Origin of the sequence: Paenarthrobacter nitroguajacolicus, assembly GCF_007786235.1 — a bacterium.
In the GTDB taxonomy this organism is placed as follows: domain Bacteria; phylum Actinomycetota; class Actinomycetes; order Actinomycetales; family Micrococcaceae; genus Arthrobacter; species Arthrobacter nitroguajacolicus_A.
On the sequence record NZ_VNFK01000016.1, the window covers coordinates 71,633 to 91,336 of the forward strand.

The 19,704-nt window shown below is 63.6% G+C and carries 14 protein-coding genes; 6 read left to right on the top strand and 8 right to left on the bottom strand.

The window, feature by feature from the left end; translation table 11 throughout:
• Positions 1 to 35: 35 nt before the first annotated feature.
• Positions 36 to 2,723, bottom strand: coding sequence for a bifunctional acetate--CoA ligase family protein/GNAT family N-acetyltransferase (locus FQP90_RS18020; RefSeq protein ID WP_144652440.1), 2,688 nt, complete (start codon positions 2,721 to 2,723; stop codon positions 36 to 38).
• 55 nt (positions 2,724 to 2,778) lie between these two features.
• Here FQP90_RS18020 and FQP90_RS18025 point away from each other — a divergent pair, with 55 nt between their 5' ends.
• Positions 2,779 to 5,295: a DNA gyrase/topoisomerase IV subunit A gene (locus FQP90_RS18025; protein ID WP_144652441.1), complete on the top strand. Its 2,517-nt coding sequence runs from the start codon at positions 2,779 to 2,781 to the stop codon at positions 5,293 to 5,295.
• 79 nt (positions 5,296 to 5,374) lie between these two features.
• On the opposite strand, the gene FQP90_RS18030 is transcribed toward FQP90_RS18025, so the two are convergent.
• Positions 5,375 to 5,758 (bottom strand): VOC family protein, encoded by a 384-nt coding sequence (locus FQP90_RS18030; RefSeq protein ID WP_144652442.1) that lies wholly within the window; start codon positions 5,756 to 5,758, stop codon positions 5,375 to 5,377.
• Positions 5,759 to 5,886: 128 nt separating this feature from the next.
• Here FQP90_RS18030 and FQP90_RS18035 point away from each other — a divergent pair, with 128 nt between their 5' ends.
• Positions 5,887 to 6,405 (top strand): DinB family protein, encoded by a 519-nt coding sequence (locus tag FQP90_RS18035; RefSeq protein ID WP_144652443.1) that lies wholly within the window; start codon positions 5,887 to 5,889, stop codon positions 6,403 to 6,405.
• Between the two features lie 10 nt (positions 6,406 to 6,415).
• Here FQP90_RS18035 and FQP90_RS18040 read toward each other — a convergent pair whose 3' ends face one another.
• From FQP90_RS18040 to FQP90_RS18055, 4 genes are read right to left on the bottom strand one after another with little or no spacing between them, the layout of a single operon-like run.
• The gene (locus FQP90_RS18040; RefSeq protein WP_144652444.1) at positions 6,416 to 7,426 is read right to left on the bottom strand and encodes a GNAT family N-acetyltransferase; all 1,011 of its coding nucleotides are present in this window, start codon (positions 7,424 to 7,426) and stop codon (positions 6,416 to 6,418) included.
• A 9-nt stretch (positions 7,427 to 7,435) separates the two neighbouring features.
• On the bottom strand, positions 7,436 to 10,834 hold the full coding sequence (cydD, locus tag FQP90_RS18045; RefSeq protein WP_144652445.1) for a thiol reductant ABC exporter subunit CydD: 3,399 nt from the start codon (positions 10,832 to 10,834) through the stop codon (positions 7,436 to 7,438).
• Between the two features lie 7 nt (positions 10,835 to 10,841).
• Positions 10,842 to 11,951, bottom strand: coding sequence for a cytochrome d ubiquinol oxidase subunit II (cydB, locus tag FQP90_RS18050; protein WP_144652446.1), 1,110 nt, complete (start codon positions 11,949 to 11,951; stop codon positions 10,842 to 10,844).
• A gap of 18 nt (positions 11,952 to 11,969) precedes the next feature.
• Positions 11,970 to 13,580: a cytochrome ubiquinol oxidase subunit I gene (locus FQP90_RS18055; RefSeq protein ID WP_144652469.1), complete on the bottom strand. Its 1,611-nt coding sequence runs from the start codon at positions 13,578 to 13,580 to the stop codon at positions 11,970 to 11,972.
• A 280-nt stretch (positions 13,581 to 13,860) separates the two neighbouring features.
• Here FQP90_RS18055 and FQP90_RS18060 point away from each other — a divergent pair, with 280 nt between their 5' ends.
• Both FQP90_RS18060 and FQP90_RS18065 read left to right on the top strand, forming a co-directional pair.
• Positions 13,861 to 14,247, top strand: a complete 387-nt coding sequence (locus FQP90_RS18060; protein ID WP_011774471.1) for a BlaI/MecI/CopY family transcriptional regulator — start codon at positions 13,861 to 13,863, stop codon at positions 14,245 to 14,247.
• Positions 14,248 to 14,252: 5 nt separating this feature from the next.
• Positions 14,253 to 15,239 carry a M56 family metallopeptidase gene (locus FQP90_RS18065; RefSeq protein ID WP_144652447.1) on the top strand — a complete coding sequence of 329 codons (987 nt, stop codon included), beginning with the start codon at positions 14,253 to 14,255 and terminating at the stop codon, positions 15,237 to 15,239.
• A gap of 9 nt (positions 15,240 to 15,248) precedes the next feature.
• Here FQP90_RS18065 and FQP90_RS18070 read toward each other — a convergent pair whose 3' ends face one another.
• The gene (locus FQP90_RS18070; protein WP_244296836.1) at positions 15,249 to 15,791 is read right to left on the bottom strand and encodes a Chromate resistance protein ChrB; all 543 of its coding nucleotides are present in this window, start codon (positions 15,789 to 15,791) and stop codon (positions 15,249 to 15,251) included.
• A 52-nt stretch (positions 15,792 to 15,843) separates the two neighbouring features.
• Between FQP90_RS18070 and FQP90_RS18075 the strand changes: the two genes are divergently transcribed.
• Positions 15,844 to 17,040 carry an MFS transporter gene (locus tag FQP90_RS18075; RefSeq protein WP_208760037.1) on the top strand — a complete coding sequence of 399 codons (1,197 nt, stop codon included), beginning with the start codon at positions 15,844 to 15,846 and terminating at the stop codon, positions 17,038 to 17,040.
• Here FQP90_RS18075 and FQP90_RS18080 read toward each other — a convergent pair.
• The gene (locus tag FQP90_RS18080) at positions 17,037 to 19,145 is read right to left on the bottom strand and encodes a DNA gyrase/topoisomerase IV subunit B (protein ID WP_144652449.1); all 2,109 of its coding nucleotides are present in this window, start codon (positions 19,143 to 19,145) and stop codon (positions 17,037 to 17,039) included. The two genes, FQP90_RS18075 and FQP90_RS18080, sit on opposite strands and share 4 nt — an antisense overlap.
• 268 nt (positions 19,146 to 19,413) lie before the next feature.
• Here FQP90_RS18080 and FQP90_RS18085 point away from each other — a divergent pair, with 268 nt between their 5' ends.
• The gene (locus FQP90_RS18085) at positions 19,414 to 19,635 is read left to right on the top strand and encodes a DUF7455 domain-containing protein (protein WP_018778705.1); all 222 of its coding nucleotides are present in this window, start codon (positions 19,414 to 19,416) and stop codon (positions 19,633 to 19,635) included.
• Positions 19,636 to 19,704 lie beyond the last annotated feature (69 nt).

Here is a 19,704-nt window from a genome sequence, read left to right on the forward strand (position 1 = left end):
TGGTGACTTCCTAACCGTGCGCTTCGCCTCTGTGGCTAACCGCGCATCGCCCGGCGGGCGCTGTCCGTCCGCTGTGCTGCGTTGCCGATCCACACATCCGCACCCAGGATGGTGGCGCCCGAGGGACCGGCAAGGACAGGGTTGAATTCCACCAGCGCAATTCCGGGGTGGTCGTCTTTGAGCTTGGCGAGCCTGGCCGCGACGTCCTCCAGCGCTGCCACGTTCACTGCCGGAAGCCCTTGATAGCCAAAGAGCTTCCTGGACGCTCTGGGCGAACGGATCACATCATGCAGGTCAGCAGCTGAGAGCGGCGGGACCCGGTGGGCCCAATCGTCAAGGAGGTTTACGGCGTCGCCTGCCAAACCGAACGACAACACCGGCCCCAACAGGGGGTCCTCCATCGCGCGGAAGGTGCAGGCCTGCCCGACAGGAGCCATCGCCTGCACCTCAAGGGACGGCGACCCGTACGGTTCAAGGGCACGGCGCATCTGTGCGATGTTCTGGCGCAGCGATTCGGCATCCTGGATGTCGAGCCGGACGCCGCCGAGGTCCAGGCGGTGCCGCAGTGCAGGATCAGTGGTCTTCAGGACCACTGGCCATCCCACAGTGTCCGCGGCCCGGACTGCTTCCTCCGGCGTACCAAATCCGAACGTTGGCACCACCTCTATGCCGTAACCGGCCAGCAGCGCGGCGGCAGCACCGGCGTCGAGCTTCCTCAGCTTCTCCCCCGTTACCCCGGCGAGCAAGGCAGCCAAGGTCTCGCGGGTGCCATCCACGTCGCAGCCGTCAGGCTCGATGAACAAACCCTGGTCGCGATCACGCCACTGGGCGTATCGAACGATTGCGGCAAGGGCGGCCACGGCGGCACCGGCGTTGGAGTAGCACGGCAGCACGGGCTTGCCCGGGGAACCCACCATGCCCTCCACGTGGATGGAAGGATCCAAAATTCCCGTGAAGGCCGCAACAACCGGCTTACCGGCTTCCGCAGCACATTCTGCGAGGACGCCGGCCAACGACTCCTGGGTGAGACCACGGGCAGGCAGCAGTGCCGCCACCACCGCGTGGACGGAGTCATCCGCGAGGCTTTCCTGGAGGCTGGCCCGCAAGGCCGGAAGCGCGAGCGACTGACCGGCGTCGAGGTCCACCTCCGTCACGAGGCGGTTCACATCCAGTCCGAGTGGGACAGCGCTGTCAGCCACCACTTTCCCCAAGGCGACGGAATTGGAATAGACAGCCAAACCTGGCCCTTTGGGCAAAGCCTGGGAGGACACGATTTGGGCGATGTCCATTAATTGTTCGATGGTCTCCACACGGATGACGCCGGATTGGCGCATCATGGCATCCACGGCCGCGGGCGGCGCCTGGGTGGTGCGGACCTCGTGCCCGGGCGGCAGGGTGAGACCCGTGACATCGGACTTGGCCACGATGACTGGCTTGCTCCGCGACAACCGCCGGGCCAGGCGGGAGAACTTTCGCGGATTGCCGATGGACTCCAGGTACAGGCCGACGGCGGAGGTATCGGCGTCGTCCTCCCAATACTGCATGGCGTCGTTGCCCGAAACGTCGGCGCGGTTGCCGGCGGAAAGGAAGGACGACAGGCCGAGTTGGCGCCGGCTGGCTGCCGCGTAGACCGCCACCCCGACGGCGGCCGACTGGCTGAACAGGCCCAGGCTGCCCCTCGGCGGCATGCTGGGAGCCATCGACGCGTTCAAGGAAACGGCCGGGTGGGTGTTCAGAATTCCCAAGGATTCGGGCCCGATCACCCGCATGCCGTTCGCCCTGGCGCGCCGCACCAGTTCGTGCTGGCGGGCCAGTCCCCGCTCCCCGTCGTCGGCAAATCCGGCGGTGGCCACCACAATGCCCTTGACGCCCGCGGCAGCACAGTCGTCCACCACCTTGGGCACTTCGCCGTAGGGAACAGCGATGATGGCCAACTGCACTGGCCCAGGGATTTCGGACAACTTGGCGAAGGAGATCATGCCGGCCAGTTCGAAGGCCTCGGGGTTGACGGCGTAGACCGGCCCCTTGAAGCCTCCCTCGATGATGTGCTCCAGCAGCTGGTATCCCACGGTGCCCCACTTGCGGCTGGCGCCGATGACAGCCACCGACGACGGCGACAACAGGTCACGCACGCTGCGCGCCTCTGCGCGGTGCTCACGGGACTCCATGACGGCCCGGGATTTCTCCGTGGGGTCGATATTAAATTCGACGCTCACCACGCCGTCATCGAACTGGCGTTTGAGGTCGTATCCGGCGTCGGCAAAGACCATCAGCATCTTCCGGTTGTCCGGCAGAACCTCGGCTGTGAATCGCCGAATGCCGTTCTCGCGGGCAGCCACGGCCAGATGTTCCAAGAGGATCGAGCCAATTCCGCGGCCCTGGTGGGCGTCGGAGATGTTGAAGGCCACCTCTGCCTCGGTGGGATCGTCCAGCCTGTCATAGCGTCCGATGCCCATGATTTCGCCGCCAATGGTGATAACGAAAGCCACCCGGTTGATGTGGTCAACTTCCGTGAAGCGCCGCACTTCCTTGCCGGAGAGCTTGGGCTTGAAGGAAAAGAACCTCATATAGATGGAGGCCTGCGACTGGCCCGCGTGGAACGCCTGCAAAGCCTCCGCGTCCTGTGGCCGGATAGGACGAAGGTGGGCTGTTCCGCCGTCGCGCAGGACGACATCGGCCTCCCAATATTCCGGATAAATGCCGACGCCGGGCTGATCCACCATAGGCTTAGCCTAGCTAAAACATCCGCAGTACAACTTTCAAGGATTCACCGACCCCATGGCCCGCAGCCAAACTCCCGCACGCAAAGGCGAGCCCCTCGGCGATTTCACCGAGAACATCGTCGATATCGACGTCACTTCCGAGATGGAAGGCTCCTTTCTGGAGTATGCGTACTCCGTGATCTATTCGCGCGCCCTCCCGGACGCTCGAGACGGCCTGAAGCCTGTCCAACGGCGCATTCTCTACATGATGTCCGACATGGGCCTGCGCCCGGACCGCGGACACGTCAAGAGCGCCCGCGTGGTGGGCGAAGTCATGGGTAAGCTCCACCCGCACGGAGACGCGGCGATCTACGATGCCATGGTGCGCATGGCACAGGACTTCTCCCTGCGCCTGCCGCTGATTGACGGCCACGGCAACTTTGGTTCGCTCGACGACGGCCCGGCAGCACCGCGTTACACCGAAGCGCGCCTCGCTGCCGCTGCTTTGACCATGACGGACCACCTCGACGAAGACGTGGTGGACTTCGTCCCCAACTACGACAACCAGCTGACGCAGCCGGACGTCCTCCCCGCCGCCTTCCCCAACCTGCTGGTCAACGGCACCACGGGCATCGCTGTGGGCATGGCCACCAACATGGCTCCGCACAACCTGGTGGAAGTCATCGCCGCAGCACGGCACCTGATCGCCAACCCCGATGCCACCCTGGAAGAGATCATGCGGTTCATCCCGGGGCCGGACCTCCCCACCGGTGGACGGATCGTGGGCCTGGACGGCATCCGCGACGCGTACGCTACTGGCCGCGGTTCGTTCAAGACCCGGGCCAAGGTTGAGGTGGAACAGCTTTCTGCCCGCCGCACCGGACTGGTGGTCACTGAGCTCCCCTACATGGTGGGTCCCGAAAAGGTCATAGAAAAGATCAAGGACGCCGTCAACGCCAAGAAGTTGACCGGCATCAGCGACGTCGTGGACCTGACCGACCGCAACCATGGACTTCGCCTGGTCATTGAGCTGAAGAACGGCTTCAACCCCAACGCCGTGCTCCAGCAGTTGTACCGATACTCCCCCATGGAAGACTCCTTCGGCATCAACAACGTCACGCTGGTGGATGGCCAGCCGCAAACCCTTGGCTTGTTGCAGCTGCTTCAGGTCTATGTTGCGCACCGGCTGAACGTGGTGCGCCGACGCACGTCGTTCCGCTTAGGCAAAAAGAAGGACCGCCTCCACTTGGTGGAAGGTTTGTTGATCGCGATCGTTGACATCGACGAGGTCATCCAGATCATCCGCTCGTCCGATGAAGCCTCGGCTGCGCGCGAGCGGTTGATGTCCATCTACGACCTCACCGAGATCCAGGCCAATTACATCCTGGAACTGCGCCTGCGGCAGTTGACCAAGTATTCCCGCCTTGAACTGGAGAAGGAGCAGGACGAACTCCGCCGCGAAATCGAGGCACTTGAGGCCATCCTGGCGTCCGACGAACTTCTTCGCGACCTCGTGTCGGGTGAACTTGCCGAGATCTCCGAAAAATACGGCACGCCCCGCCGCACGGTCTTGCTGGAGTCCGAAGCCGTCTCACCGACCGTCGCTGCCGCCCTCGCGGCTGCCGTCCCCGGTCCCAAAGGCAAGGCCGCCGCGCTGCCGCTGGAGATTCCAGACGACCCCTGTTGGGCGTTGCTCAGCGTTTCCGGCCAGATCGCCAGGACATCAAACCAGGAGCCGCTGGCCGAGTCCGGGCCACGTACCAAGCACGATGTCTTCCGCTCGGTAGTGAAGACCACGGCTCGTGGAGAAATCGGCGCAGTGACCTCACAAGGCCGCATGTTGCGGCTGCAGGTCATGGACATGCCTGTCCTGCCTCCCGTCTCGGGCCTTCCGAACCTGGCCGGCGGTGTGCCGGCGAAGGACTTCATCACTTTGGTCAAGGGCGAAACCTTGGTGGCGTTCGTTCCGCTGGATGCCATTCTGGCCATTGGCACGGTCCAGGGCGTCGTCAAGCGGGTGCAGCCGGACTACCCGCTGAACCGCGAGGATTGGGAGATTATTGCCCTGAAGGACAAGGATTCGGTCCTCGCCGTGGAACCGGCGCAGGATGACGACGTCGATCTTGTCTTCGTGACGAGGCAAGCCCAATTGCTGCGGTTCAGTGCGTCCAACGTCCGTCCGCAAGGACGCACGGCGGGCGGCATGGCCGGCATCAAACTGGCCGCCGGTGACGACGTGATCCACTTCGGCACCGTTCGTGCCAACGATCCTGCCGCCGTCGTGGTGACCATTGCCGGCACCAACGGCGCCCTGCCTGGGACCGCCCCTGGAACTGCGAAGGTCACGGCCTTCGACGAGTATCCGGCCAAGGGCCGTGCCACCGGTGGCGTGCGAGTCCACCGCTTCCTGAAGGGTGAAGACACCTTGCTGATGGCGTGGGCCGGACATGGCCCCGCCAAGGCGTCATCCGCTGCCGGGGTGGCCAGGGCCCTCCCACACGAGCATGGCCGCAGAGATGGCTCGGGCGTGCCGTTGTCCCAGCCCGTGGAAGCCATCGGCCCGAGCATGGCATGGGCTGAGCCCGCAGAGTAATGACGTGCCACAGCAGGGGCCGGCGATCACAACCGCCGGCCCTTGCTGTTGTGGTGGTGTGGGAGCCACACCACCTGGGCTAGCCGGTTTGGGTGAGGCTCAGAATGTTTCCTTCAGTATCAAGGAACCACGCCGCGGCGCTTCCGTCGGGCATCGTGGCGATGCCGTTCTCTGTCTTCAGCCCGGGGAAATCGTAGTCTTCGAACGTGACTCCTTTATCCCGCAGCTCCGCTACCGTGGCAGCGACATCGCTCACCATCCAACCCATCTGCGTGTTCCTGGCAGTGCCCGCATTGGGTGTTTGATACAGGAAGAATCCGGTTCCATCGCCACACTTGTATTGGAGGTTGTCGTCGTCGTCCGGATTTTCGGGTTCCAGTCCGAGCTTTTCGCTGTAGTACGCACGGGCCCGGGCTATGTCCTGTGCCGGTAGGACGGCACCAACCTGCTGATCCTTGAGCATGATTTTCTCTTTCCGGCTCTCCCCCCGGAACGAACTTTACTCTTGGGCGGGCAGCTAAGTCATTGGAAAACGACACCATATTTCATCGCCTGCAATGGACGCGGGGCGGATCGGCTTAGACTGGCCGCATGCCGATCATCCCCGATGAAAAAGACTGGACGTGGGTCCTCTCAGAGCCCTGCCCCGAGTGCGGTTTCGACGCCGCCACGGTGACACCTTCAACGGTGCCGGGCACCGTCCTGAACATGCTTCCCCGGTGGCGGGCCGTCCTGCGCCGGGAGGACGTTTCCAAACGGCCCAATGACCACACGTGGTCCAACCTGGAGTACGCGTGCCACGTCCGCGATGTCTTCAGCCTCTTCGACCAGCGCCTGAATTTGATGCTGGCTGAGGATAACGCCACGTTCGCCAACTGGGACCAGGACCAAGCCGCCATCGATGGCGACTACGCATCGGCGGATCCACGAACCGTGGCTGATGAAGTGGAAGCCGAAGGCAAGGAAATTGCGGAGTCGTTTGCCCGGGTGGTGGAGGACGACTGGCAGCGCACCGGAACGCGCAGCAACGGTTCCTCGTTCACGGTGCTGACGTTCTCGCAGTACTTCCTGCACGACGTTGTGCACCACCTGCACGACGTGGACGGCTAGGAAACATGCCCTAGAGCATCTTCTCCCACGTCATGCTGCGGTTCACCGGCGTGTAGCCCATGCCAAGGTAGAGTTCCAGCGCACCTGAGGGGTTGGCGGAATCCACGTCAAGGGAAGCCACGTCCATTCCGGCGTCGGTGTACCGGCGCATGGCGTCCGCCAGCAGCGCTTGGGCGATGCCCCGGCCCCGGTAGGCTCGCCGAACTCCCAGGAGCTCGGTATAGCCCTCCTTGAAACCGCGGTCCGCGGCCGAGTCGGAATCAAAACTGGTCAGTTGGTACCCGGCGATTTCACCTGTGGCGGTGTCAATGACCACTGCGCTGAGATCGTGCCGCCCTGTAGGTTCCTCCATGGTGAAGCGCCACGCCTCCTCGTCCCTCGGTTCGCTCCCCCAGTGGTCCCTGAAGGCATCGTTGTGCGCCAAGCGCATCGGCTCGAACAGTGAAGGCTCCAAGGTCCTGAGTTCAAACCCGGCACCGAGCGGAGCGTGGGGCAGCTCCGTGGACAGGGGCCGATGCATCTCGTTGAACCAGCGCACCGCCTTGTAGCCGTGGCCCATCAGCAGAGCAGCCTGGTGCTCATGCTGTTCTTCGGTTTGGATTCGGAGCCGGGGCGGAGCTTTGGTGTGCCCGGCGTCTTGATCCGACTGGAAACGGTGCCGAACCTGGGCTTCCTGCCAGACCAGGACAGCGGAACCTATGCCGCGGAGCTGCCACTCCGGGTCGACGCAAGCCAGGCCAGTGGCTTTATCGCCTTCAGGGTTCTTGGTGATTCGCCCATAGGCACGCGCCACGCCTTTGGCATCCAGGCCCAGAAGCGTGCTGGTCGCCGCAGGGTTCTTGGTGGATTCCAGGATATGGATCAGGTCACCGCGTTTCTCATACCAGACGGGATGTTCAACGGCGGCAGTACGGGCAATCAGGCCGGCCCAGTTATCGAGGTCGCCCATGGTGGCACACCGCCACTGAAGGCCGGTCACGGTGTTGTCGGGCATCGCTTGGCTTGCGGCTTCGAAGGGCATGCCAACAGGCTACTGAGGAGTAGGCCTCCCCACCAGCTCCGCCGCGCCCACGCTTTGCTTCACGGTTCTGGGGGTGCTGGCAAGCTCAAGCCGCGCGTCTGAAGGATCGATGTCCTCGGAATTGTGGGTAACCAAAACAACAGTGACATCTTTGAGCCCCTTGCGCAGGATGGCCATCATTTCCTGTGCCGAACCCGCATCCAGGTGGGCGGTTGGCTCATCCAGCAACAACACTGAAGCGCCCGTCAGGAGCGTCCGGGCCATCGCGAGCCGCTGCCGCTCTCCACCGCTGAGGAAGGAGCCTCCGGCTCCGATCCGCGCGTCGAGACCACCAGGCAAAGACTCCACCAAGGCATCAAGGCCGACGTCGGCCAGGGCCTTGTGCATGTCGCCCTCGCTGGGTTTCTCCCCCGCGGGCCGGCTCAGCAGGAGGTTACCCCGAATGGTTGAGTCGAACAGGTGTGCCTCTTGGGGGCACCAAGCAGCCGTGCCGGTCAGCTTGGCCGTTCCTTCCGTGAGCGGCAGAAAACCAAGGAGGACGGAAAGAAGCGTGGACTTTCCGGCTCCCGATGGTCCGGTCACGGCAAGCCAGCGGCCAGGTTCGGCAACTGCGGTCAGCCCCGCGAAAACGTTGGAGCCGCCGGGCCACGCTGCTGCGGCACCGCGCAACTCCAGCCCCGCTTTTCCGGGGCGGTCAGGCAGCGGCCGTGTGCCGCCGTCGAGGTTCCCTTGGTGATTGCCCGGCGCCGGGGCGTCCAAAGCACCGGACGCTGCCACCCGTCCCAGGACGGCGGCGAGCGCCGGAGCCTGGCGCACCGCGGACACGATGCCGCCGAACGGTTCCACCAGTGCGAGTTGCATCAGGACGATGACAGCAACGAGTTCCGGTGCGGCGGTCCCGTTGAATACGGAGGGTGCACTGAGGGCACCGGCCCACAGTGCCGCCAATGAGCAGCCCAAGACGGTCACTGCCTGGCCGAGGCCTTCGGCCCACGCCGAGCGCTGGGCAGAGTCAGTGGCCGCGCGGTCTTTGGCGCGCAGCGATTCAAGGACTGGTTCCCCTACTCCGTTGGCGCTCAGCTCCGCACGGGCGTCCAGCGCCGCAGCTACTGCTCTCAGCACCACGGAGCGCATCAGTTGTTCGGCCCTTGCGGCGTTGCGGTCGGCCAGGACGGCCAGAAGCGGAGCAACGCCCAGCCCCACCACGGCTGCGATCACCACGGCAGGCAGCGCGGCCGGCAGCACGATGGCCGTGGCGACGATTGCCGCACCGCCCACTCCCACTGCGGTGACGGGCGGCAGGGCCACCCTGGGCAGGAGGTCTCGGAGGGTGTCGACATCGTCCACGATCGACCCGAGGACATTGCCGCCTTGGAGCAGGCGACGGAGGGACAGTGCGCGGCGGCTGAGAGTTGCCCAGAGCGAGCCGCGGAGTCGTGTCATGGCGGCAAAGACGGCGTCGTGGGTCAGCAACCGCTCGCAGTAGCGCAACACGGCCCGGCCAATGCCGAAAAACCTGACGCCGACTATTGCGCCCAGCAGATAGAGGATGGGCGGCTGTTCACTGGCCCTGATGATGAGCCAGCCGGACAACCCGGACAGTGCCACCGCAAAGAGTGCCGCCAGGACGGCAACCACCCCGGCGGCGGCGAACTTGCCTCGAACGGGTTTCAGTATTCCCAGTAAGCGCGTCAGGCTGCCGTGACCGACACCTGCGTTGGGGGCACTGTCCGCGGGGACCACCGCCGCCGGTTCTGTGGGCGCCATGGCCGGCACGCGTAGGGCGCTCGCTCCCGGGACTGTGGAGGCGTCACGGTGACGTTTTTCTCCGACCTGCACCACGTGGTCGGCGAGCGCACGGGTGTGGGCGTCATGGGCCACCAGGATCACCGTGACGGTACCGCGGAGCGACTCGATCGCCCGGCGTACCACGCTCGCGGTGTGCTGGTCCAAGTGCGCAGTGGGTTCGTCAAGCAGCAACAGTGTCGCCCCCGCTTCCAACCGGGCGAGGCCACGGGCAAGGGCAACGCGGCGCAACTCGCCAGGGCTCAGTTCGGCGGGATGCTTTGAAACCAGGTGCTCTGCGGAAGCCCCGCGGAGGACTCGGGCCACGGCCTCGGCGGTGTCGCCTTTGAAGCCGTCCAAGTAGAGCTCGATCTCCTGCTGCACCGTGTCGGCTGCCATCACAGGGTGTTGCGGCACCCATGCCATGGTTCCCGGCGCAACTCCCGACACTGTTCCCGTCACTTCGGCGCCCGGCCCTTGCCCGACAAGTCCGGCAAGGACGCCCAGGACAGTGCTTTTGCCGGCGCCGCTGTCGCCGTCCAGGGCTGTGATGCTGCCGCGTGGGGCGGTGAAGTCAAGAGGTCCGACGGCGGCCGCGGACCTGCCGTGGTACGTCACCGACAATTGGGTGACCACGACGTCGCTGGGACCTGCGCCTGCCGCGCTGCCACGCAGGGGCTGGTGCTTGGGGGCTTCCAGCACGGCAGTGGTTGTTTCGAGGGCCGCCCTGCCGTCGTCGCTGGCGTGGTGCGCGGTACCGAGCTCCCGGAGGGGCAGGTAGCAGTCCGGGGCAAGGATGAGGGCCAGGAGTCCGGCTTCCAAGGCCATATCTCCCGCTACCAGCCGGACCCCGATGAAGACCGCCACAACGGCAACTGAGATGGTGGCAATGAGTTCAAGGGCCAGCGCGGAGAGGAAAGCGGTGCGAAGGGTGCCCATGGTCCGGCTCCGGTACTGCTCGGAAATGTCCTCCAGGGCTGCACGCTGCTCAGTGGCACGGCCCAAGCCCACCAGGACAGGCAACCCCTTGGCGAGTTCCAGGATGTGGCCGGACAGTTTCCGGAGCGTGGTTTGCGCGTCCCGAACGCTGTCCTCGGTGTGCCGGCCTATCAGGACCATGAACAGTGGCACCAACGGAACGGTCAGGACAATCACCACAGCACTGACCCAGTCAGCAAAGAGGATCCTGGCACCGATCAACAGCGGGACGGCTGCGCAGTTCACCAAGGCGGGCAGATACTGGGTGTAGTAGTCGTCCAGCGCGTCCAGGCCTCGCGTCGCCAGGATGGCCAGGCCGCCGTCGTTCATTCCGTCGACTGGAGCGGAGCCACCGTCGGCCAGTGAGCGCCTCAACAGCCGCGCCCGCAGCTCTTCCTTCACGCCCAGGGCCGCACGACGCGAGGCGATACCCTGCCCCCATACAGTCAAAGACCGAAGGACCGCGCCCACCGCACCCCAGACGAGGCTGTCCCTCCAGTCCCCCGACCCGGAGGCCAGACCGGCCAGCATTCCCGCCACTGCTTGTGCCATGAGCACCAGCGACAAGGCCTTCAGGGCTGACATCAGGCCAAGTGCATAAAGGGCTGAACGGGTTGCCGGGCCGGACGGGAACACTGGCTTCATGGGGTGCTTACGCTCCTGGGCGGGAAGGGTCGCCGGACCCGTCGTTCGACTGATTGCTGGACGGGCCGGTTTCCTTGGAGACCAGCACCTTGGCGGCAATCGCGGGCAGGAAGCCGTGGGCCTCCGGAATGTGGGCTGCGCTCACGCGTCGCCGGAACACCCAGTAGGTCCAGGACTGGTAGGCAATCACCAAGGGCAGTCCCACGGCGGCCACGATGCTCATCAGCCCCAGGGTGTAGTCCGAGGAAGAGGCATTGGAGACTGTCAGGTTGAACGCCGGGTCAAGGGTGGATGGGATGACCACGGGGAAGGCCGCCCCGAAGATCGAGGCAGTGGCGCAGACGATGAATGCACCGAGGGCGCTGAACGCGCGCCCCTCGGAGCCTGCCCGGGCAAGCATCCACGCCACGACCACGGCCACGACAGCGGCGGCCACCAGTGCCCAGGTCCAGGGTTTACCACTGAGGAACTGGACCGCGACCATCCAGCCGAACATGGGCAGTACGGCCACCGGAACCAACCGCACAAACCAGCGACGGGCCCGGTGCCGCACGTCGCCGTCGGTCTTCAAAGCCAGGAACGCGAGGGCGTGGACCAGCGCGAACGCCACCACACCGAAACCGCCCAGGAGCGCGTAGCCACTGAACCAGGACATCGGGCCGCCGCTGCGGTCGCCGTTGGCGTTCAAGGGCAGCCCGGTGGTGGTGAGGGCGAGGGCGGCGCCGATACCGAAGGCAGCCACGAACGAGCCGATGGCGATCGCCCAGTCCCAGCGGTTGCGCCACCGCACGGAGTCCACCTTCCCGCGGTATTCGAAGGCGACAGCACGGAAGATCAGTGCTGCCAGGACGCAGAGGAGAGGGAGGTAGAGCGCCGAGAACAAGGAGGCGTACCAGAGGGGAAAGGCCGCAAAGGTGGCCCCGGCCGCGGTGAGCAACCAGACCTCGTTGCCATCCCACACGGGTCCAATGGTGTTCAGCAGGACGCGCCGGTCAGTGTTGTTGCGGGCGAACAGTTTCATCAGCATGCCCACGCCGAGGTCAAAGCCCTCAAGGAAGAGGTAGCCGGTCCATAGGACGGCGATGGCCACAAACCAGATAGTTGGCAATAGTTCCATTGTCAGTTTCCCTTGGCTCTAGTAGGCGAATGCCAGGACGTCGTCGCCGGACTTGCCCGGACCGGCGTCGCCGTCGTTTTTGTCGCTCTGGTCCTTGGAGTCCGTTCCGTGCTTCTCGCTGGCCAGTTCAGGCATCGCCGAGGCCACGCCACCGCGGATGTATTTGACCAGAAGCTTCACTTCCACCACCAGCAGCACGGCATAGATGGCTGTCAGGACCACCAGCGACGTCATAAGTTCACCGGCACTCACGCCGGGAGACACCGCTGCGGCAGTAAACATGAACACCTGGTCAATACCGTTCATATCCGGGTTGGGCGCCACCACGAACGGTTGCCGGCCCATTTCGGTGAAGATCCAGCCGGCTGCATTGGCACCAAACGGTGCAAGGATCCCGAAGACAGCCAGGCGCATGAGCCACTTGGACTGGGGCACGGCGCCCTTGCGGGTCACCCAGAGGGCCAACAACGCGGCGAATGCCGCAATTCCGCCGAAACCGATCATCATCCGGAAGCCCCAGTAGGTCACTTCCATCACGGGCACGTACTGGATTTCCTGTCCTGCGCGTTCACCGTAGAGGGGGTTGTCCGGCAAGTGGGTGCCGTACTTTTCCTTGTACTCACCCAACAGGCTGTTCACGCCCTTCACTTCCGTGGTGAAGTCGCCTTTCGCCAGGAAGGAGAGGATGCCGGGCACTTCAATTACGGCCACGACATCTTCACAGTTGGAAGAGCCCACGTTTCCGACGCTGAGTATCGAGAATCCTGTTCCGTCATGGCAGGCCGCTTCGGCTGCAGCCATCTTCATGGGCTGCTGTTCGAACATGAGTTTGCCTTGGAGGTCACCGGTGAAGGCCGTTCCTGCGAAGGAGATCATGGCCACGACGGCGCCGATGCGCAGGGATTTCATCCAAACTGTGTAGTCGGCCTTGTCCCGTCCGGGGATGTGCGGAGCGTCACCGGGAATGATGCGGCCGTCCTTGCCTACGGTGTCGATCCCGTCGTGCCGGCGGCGCCACAAGTGGTACCAGGCGATGCCGAGAAGGAAGGCACCGGCAACCGCCAACGCGCCGAACAAGGTGTGGGGCACCGCTACGAGGGCAGTGTTGTTGGTGAACACGGCCCAAGCGTCGGTCATGACGGGGCGTCCGTCCACCATTTCAACGCCCACAGGGTGCTGCATCCAGGAGTTCGCCACGATGATGAAGTAGGCGGAGAAGACGGAACCGATCACGGCGATCCATAAGCAGGCCAGGTGCACACCGCGTTTGAGCTGCTTCCAGCCGAAAATCCACAGGCCGAGGAACGTCGACTCTACGAAGAACGCCAGAAGCGCTTCGAGGGCAAGTGGGGCACCGAAGACGTCTCCGACGAACCGGCTGTATTCACTCCACGCCATGCCGAACTGGAATTCCTGCACGATGCCCGTCGCTACACCCATGATGAAGTTGATAAGGAAGAGCTTTCCCCAGAACTTGGTCATGCGCAGGTACTCGGGTTTGCCCGTTCGGTACCAAATGGTCTGGATGATTGCTACCACCAGGCCGAGGCCAATAGTGAGCGGCACCATCATGAAGTGGTAGACGGTAGTGATACCGAATTGCCAGCGTGCGATTTCCAAGGCGTCCATGGCTGTCCTTTGTGCGGTGGACCGAAGTGCGATGACCATACTTCTACGTCACGTAGAAAACTTCTCTTCTACACAGTGTAGAACAAATGCCGGCCGACGAAATCCATTCTTCAAGTGGCCTTACACACGCGCAAGGGCCCCCGCAGCGCCGCGGCGCGCCGATAGTTCTACCTCACGTAGAAAGCCGGCCGGAAAAGCGGTAGATTTATGGTGGAATATTGGATCGTCGCTCCCAACAGCAGTTGCTCTGCATCGGGAAGCGGAAGGTAGGGACGAATTGATGGCAAGTCTTGGGGAACTGGAACGGGCAGTGATGGATCTGCTCTGGGCAGGCCAGGAGGCTGCAACTGCCAACACGCTGCGCGATCTCCTCGCGCAGGATTCCGAGGCCGGCGACGGCACTGCGGGCCACCAAGGCAAGGACCTGGCTGTGACCACGGTTCTTACCGTGCTCTCGCGCCTGGAGAAGAAAGGCTTGGTGGAGCGTGAACGTGGAACGCGTCCGCACCGCTACCAGGCTGTTTCGAGCCGCGCGGACCACACCGCTGAGCTGATGCACGAAGTACTGGGCTCTGCCCCGGATCGCGAGGCCGTCCTGGCCCGCTTCATTGGTTCCGTCACCGAAAGCGAAGCCGCTACCCTGCGCAAACTGCTCGGCTACAATTAGCCACTATGTTCTGGACCTCATACCTGCTTGCGGTCCTGGCATTGATTCTGGCGTGGCCGGTGCCCGTTCTCCTCTCGCGTGCACAGTGGCCGGCGCGTTCACCCTTCACGGCCATGGTCCTGTGGCAGGCGATAGCCCTCGCCGGAGGCCTGTCCATGATCGGGGCAATGCTTGTCTACGGCCTGGAGCCCATTGGGGACAACCTCATTGCGGGACTCAAGGGCCTGGCCGGAATGGTCTTCAACAACGAGCCCACCACGGCACTGGGCTTCTGGCACTTGTTTGCGTTGTCCGCGGCTGCGCTCCTCACTGCGCACCTGGTGTTCACCCTCCTGCTGACGTACTACAAAATTGAACGCCAGCGGCGACGCCACCGCGAACTGCTGGCCCTGCTGGCGTCACCGTCCGACGACGGCCCGGGAACTGTGGTCATCAACCACGACTCCCCCGTGGCCTACTGCCTGCCCGGCGGCGCCCGCTCCGTAACAGTGCTGTCCGACGGCCTCATGGCAGCTCTTGAACCTGCCGAGCTCAGGGCCGTTCTCATTCACGAAAACGCTCACCTGTCCCAGCGCCACGATCTGCTGCTCTGGGCCTTCGCGGCCTGGCGGCAGGCCCTGCCCTGGTTCCCCACCACACGACTGGCCCAGACGGCCGTGAATTCCCTGATTGAGATGTTGGCCGACGACGTCGCCCTCCGGACCGAGAGCAAGGGGACACTCATCAAGGCCATAGCGATCGTCGCCAGCGGAAACTCCCAGCCGGCCATCGGCGCGCCGGCACTCAACGCAGGCGGGGCCGTCGTCGAAGGTAACGGCGTCAGCGCCACCGGCGGTGCCGATTCACCACGTACGACGGCGTCTCGCGTCAGCCGCCTTCTCTCGCCTCAGCCGCCGCTCACCAAGGGTCTGCGAGTACTGGTCCTGGCGGCTTCGGCGCTGCTGCTCGCTGTGCCAACGGCACTTTTGATCGTGCCGGGGTTGTTGGGGTAGCTGCGGCCCCTATTGCGGCAGCGTGGCGTCGTACACCATGGACGCATACTCCTCCAACGCTTCCGCGCAACACGCAAGTTGCTCAGCGGCGTCCACGGCCTGGGGAAGGAGAAGGACATCGCGCGATTTCAGGTCCCTGTACCAGCGTCGCAGGCGTTCCAGGCTCTGCTCCTCTTCCTCAAGCTCGGCAAACGTGAACTTCCGCTGTGAAATCTCTTTGGCGATCTCCCGTTCGAACTTGCCGCAGTCCGAAGTGAACTCGGCCCATTCCTCCAAGCGGGCAGCCTGGAAGGCATTCCTGAAAGCCTTTGCCCCTTGATCGCGCGGTGAGGCGTCCACCAAAGTCCAGGAGCCCCCGCCTTTGGCCACGAGTCCCTCTGCCCGGCCCAAACCATCATTGAAGACGGGATGCGCAGGCAGCACCCACGTTCCGGGCGACAATGGCACGGCGCCGATACGGCGCAATTCCCTCCAGACAGCAACACGATGCCTGGATGGTTGCGACGGCATGTGGACGAGGATCAGCAACCACCGTTCATCAATCACAGTCATGAATGTAGCAGCTGTTACATTGTGAGGCGTGAAAGCAACCGACGCCCCGCCAATGCCAGCTCAAGCTAGCCAGCGTTGGCCGCTCTACGCCGCCGGGTTCACCACCGCTTTCGGCGCCCACGCTGTCGCTGCCGGGCTGGGAGCCGAAAGCGCAGACATTGGTTTGAACCTGCTGGCATTGGGCTTCTTATTGGCCCTGTACGACATTGCCGAGGTTTTCCTGAAACCGGTCTTCGGTTCCCTGAGCGACCGCATCGGGCCGAAGCCAGTCATCGTGGGTGGGCTGTTGGCATTCTCGGCCGCATCCTTGATCGGTTTATGGGCTGACCAGCCCACCATGCTCGCCGCCGCGCGGCTCGGGCAGGGAATGGCGGCGTCGGCCTTCTCGCCCGCTTCGTCAGCGACAGTTGCCCGCCTCGCAGGAAAAAGGAACGCCGGGCGCTATTTTGGACGGTATGGCTCCTGGAAAGGTCTCGGCTACGCCATAGGACCGCTGCTGGGCGCCGTGGCCATCATCAGCGGCGGATTCACGCTCCTGTTCGGGATCCTGGCCGCGCTGGGCCTCATCGTTGCAGTGTGGGCCATGGCTTCAGTGCCTCGCCTGCACCCTCTTCCCCGGCCGCGTTACACCATCGTGGACGTGTGGCGCCAAAGCACCGAGAGATCATTCCTTGGCCCCACGTTGGTCCTTGCCGCTGCAACAGGGGCGCTGGGCGCCGCAGTCGGATTCCTTCCTGCTTTGGCGGCACGCGAAGGACTGGACACTGCCGGGAGCGTTGCCGTGGTGACCGCGTTGGCCATCACGTCGTCGTTGATACAACCACTCATCGGCAGGTTGCGCGACCGGGGCGTACTCGCCGACAAGCCAGGCATGGTGGCCGGCCTGCTCGCCGTCGCGGCGGGCACACTGACAGCCGGGCTGTTGCCGGGAGCGGCGTGGATCTATCTTGCAGCCGTCCTGATCGGGGCTGGAATCGGAGTTGCCACACCGCTGGCATTCGCGCATCTGGCCGATTCAACCCCCGCTGAGAGGCTGGGTAGAACCATGGGCTCAGCCGAGCTCGGCCGGGAACTTGGCGACGCCGGCGGTCCCTTGCTGGTGGGCGGTATAGCCGTCGCGAGCGGGCTCCCCTGGGGCTTGGGCGCCTTGGCGTTGGTGGTGGGCCTCACGACATTCGCTGCTCCCGGTACCAGATCCCCCGGCTCCACTGCCCGAAAGGACTCACCAATTCCGCCAACATCAGGCTAGGCGTCGATGCGCTCCCGATCCAGGGTGGCGGCACCGGCGATGATGAACTCCTTGCGCGGCGCCACATCCGAACCCATCAAAAGGTCGAAGACTTCTTCAGCACGCTGTGCGCTTTCAATGCCCACTTTTCGAAGTGTCCGGTGGCGCGGATCCATGGTGGTTTCAGCGAGTTGCTGTGCGTCCATTTCGCCCAGGCCCTTGTAACGCTGAATGGGCTCCTTGTAGCGCTTCCCCTCCTTGGCAAGGTTGGCCAGAAGGACGTGGAGTTCAGCCTCCGAGTAGGTGTAGATCATCTCGTTGGCTTTCTGGCCCGGGTTGATGACCTCCACGCGGTGCAGAGGAGGGACGGCGGCAAAAACTCGTCCCGCCTCGACCATGGGCCGCATATAACGGAAGAAGAGCGTCAGCAGAAGTGTGCGGATGTGGGCGCCATCAACGTCGGCGTCCGTCATGAGGATGACTTTGCCGTACCGGGCTGCGTCGATGTCGAAGCTGCGGCCGGAGCCTGCACCAACCACTTGGATCAGTGCCGCACACTCTGCGTTGGAGAGCATGTCCCCCACAGAAGCCTTCTGGACGTTGAGGATCTTGCCGCGGATGGGCAGCAGAGCCTGGAAATCCGAGGAGCGCGCAAGCTTGGCGGTACCCAGCGCGGAGTCGCCTTCCACAATGAACAACTCCGAACGAGCGACGTCGTCGGTGCGGCAGTCAGCTAGCTTGGTGGGCATCGAGGAGGTTTCCAGAGCGTTCTTGCGACGCTGCGTTTCCTTGTGCACGCGGGCCGAGATGCGCGACTTCATTTCGCTGACCATCTTCTCCAAGAGAAGCGCAGACTGGGCTTTGTCGTTGCGGTTGGCCGAGTTCAAGCGTGTGGTGATTTCCTTTTCAACCACCTTGGCCACGATGGCACGAACCGCAGACGTACCCAGGATCTCCTTGGTCTGACCCTCGAATTGCGGCTCTGCCAAGCGGACAGTCAGCACGGCCGTCAGTCCTGCGAGGATGTCGTCCTTCTCAATTTTGTCGTTGCCGGCTTTGAGTTTGCGGGCGTTCGTTTCCACAGCTTTGCGGAAGGTCTTCAGCAGGGCAGCTTCAAAGCCGGATTGGTGCGTTCCGCCCTTCGGCGTGGCGATGATATTGACGAAGCTGCGCATGGTGGTTTCGTAGCCAATTCCCCAACGAAGGGCGATGTCAACCTCGCAATCACGTTCGACTTCAGCGATCTTGCTGTGGCCATTCTCGTCGAGGACTGGGACGGTTTCCTTGAACTTTCCGGAACCATGCAGACGCCAGACATCCGTCACCCCCGAGTCGGCCGCGAGGAACTCAACGAACTCACTGATACCGCCGTCGTGGTGGAAAACTTCCTCGTGGACACCATTCTCGCCGGGGGTTCCCGCCAGCTTGCGCTCATCACGGACGGTGATCTTCAAGCCCGGCACAAGGAAGGATGTCTGGCGCGCGCGCGACGCAAGATCGTCGTACGAGAATTTGGCATCAGGCGTAAAGATCTGCCGGTCCGCCCAGTAGCGCACCCGGGTTCCCGTCACACCACGCTTCGCTTTGCCTACGACGTCCAGCACCGAGTCCTCAACGAAGGGTTCAAACGGCGCATTCGGGCCTGGCTTGGACCCCGAATCGACGAACCTTCCGGGTTCGCCGCGACGGAAGGACATTTGGTAGGTCTTGCTTCCGCGATCCACTTGGACATCCAGACGACTGGACAAAGCGTTTACCACAGATGCGCCCACACCGTGGAGGCCGCCGGAGGCTGTATACGAACCGCCGCCGAACTTACCGCCGGCATGCAGCTTCGTGAACACGACTTCGACGCCGGACAGGCCGGTCTTGGGCTCTACGTCAACCGGAATACCGCGGCCGTCGTCATGGATTTCCACCGAGTTGTCGGCGTGCAGGATCACCTTGATGTCATGGCCGAAACCAGCCAGGGCTTCGTCGACGGCGTTGTCGATAATTTCCCACAAGCAATGCATGAGTCCGCGGGAGTCCGTGGAGCCGATGTACATGCCCGGGCGTTTGCGGACGGCTTCCAAGCCCTCAAGGACAGACAGGTGCCGGGCGTTGTATTCAGAACTCGGTGCCACTCGGGGTGTGCTCCTTCGGGGAATATCTTGGGGTACATCTTCAGGGTGTTTCCCAGCCTTGTTATTGCTGGTAATTCAGGGCAAACACTGCTCATACTAGGCTAGCCGCGGGCACCGACAGGCGCCGGTTGCCACTCCCGGCCCGGCCCAAGCTGCATAGTTACGTTACGCACATGTGATACGCGGACAGCGAAAGTGACCCATCCTTGCCATGGTTCTGCGTCGAATGCTGGTTATATGGATGTACAGAACTACTAAGGAGGCCGACATGACAACAGCAGTTGCAGACCGCACGCTGAACGCAGCTGACCGCTGTGACCGTTGCGGAGCCCAGGCGTACGTCCGCGTTGTACTCGAGTCCTCCGGCGGTGAGCTGCTGTTCTGCGGCCACCACGCACGTGCAGTTGAAGCTACGCTTCGGCCCATGACTTCCGACTGGCACGATGAGACCGAGCGCCTCAACGAGAAGGCTCCCGTCCCCGTCGACTAGACAGGGCAGTCCGGCACGTCCGGAACCACTTTGAGCGTACAGGGCTCCTCCCGATTGGGAGGGGCCCTG

What these genes read in the sequence shown, in the direction of transcription:
- cydB (WP_144652446.1), bottom strand. Translation starts at nt 11,951, where the DNA reads ATGGAACTATTGCCAACTATCTGGTTTGTGGCCATCGCCGTCCTATGG.
- FQP90_RS18055 (WP_144652469.1), bottom strand. Translation starts at nt 13,580, where the DNA reads ATGGACGCCTTGGAAATCGCACGCTGGCAATTCGGTATCACTACCGTC.
- FQP90_RS18065 (WP_144652447.1), top strand. Translation starts at nt 14,253, where the DNA reads ATGTTCTGGACCTCATACCTGCTTGCGGTCCTGGCATTGATTCTGGCG.
- FQP90_RS18025 (WP_144652441.1), top strand. Translation starts at nt 2,779, where the DNA reads ATGGCCCGCAGCCAAACTCCCGCACGCAAAGGCGAGCCCCTCGGCGAT.
- FQP90_RS18070 (WP_244296836.1), bottom strand. Translation starts at nt 15,791, where the DNA reads ATGACTGTGATTGATGAACGGTGGTTGCTGATCCTCGTCCACATGCCG.
- FQP90_RS18075 (WP_208760037.1), top strand. Translation starts at nt 15,844, where the DNA reads ATGCCAGCTCAAGCTAGCCAGCGTTGGCCGCTCTACGCCGCCGGGTTC.
- FQP90_RS18060 (WP_011774471.1), top strand. Translation starts at nt 13,861, where the DNA reads ATGGCAAGTCTTGGGGAACTGGAACGGGCAGTGATGGATCTGCTCTGG.
- FQP90_RS18085 (WP_018778705.1), top strand. Translation starts at nt 19,414, where the DNA reads ATGACAACAGCAGTTGCAGACCGCACGCTGAACGCAGCTGACCGCTGT.
- FQP90_RS18020 (WP_144652440.1), bottom strand. Translation starts at nt 2,723, where the DNA reads ATGGTGGATCAGCCCGGCGTCGGCATTTATCCGGAATATTGGGAGGCC.
- FQP90_RS18040 (WP_144652444.1), bottom strand. Translation starts at nt 7,426, where the DNA reads ATGCCCTTCGAAGCCGCAAGCCAAGCGATGCCCGACAACACCGTGACC.
- FQP90_RS18035 (WP_144652443.1), top strand. Translation starts at nt 5,887, where the DNA reads ATGCCGATCATCCCCGATGAAAAAGACTGGACGTGGGTCCTCTCAGAG.
- FQP90_RS18030 (WP_144652442.1), bottom strand. Translation starts at nt 5,758, where the DNA reads ATGCTCAAGGATCAGCAGGTTGGTGCCGTCCTACCGGCACAGGACATA.
- cydD (WP_144652445.1), bottom strand. Translation starts at nt 10,834, where the DNA reads ATGAAGCCAGTGTTCCCGTCCGGCCCGGCAACCCGTTCAGCCCTTTAT.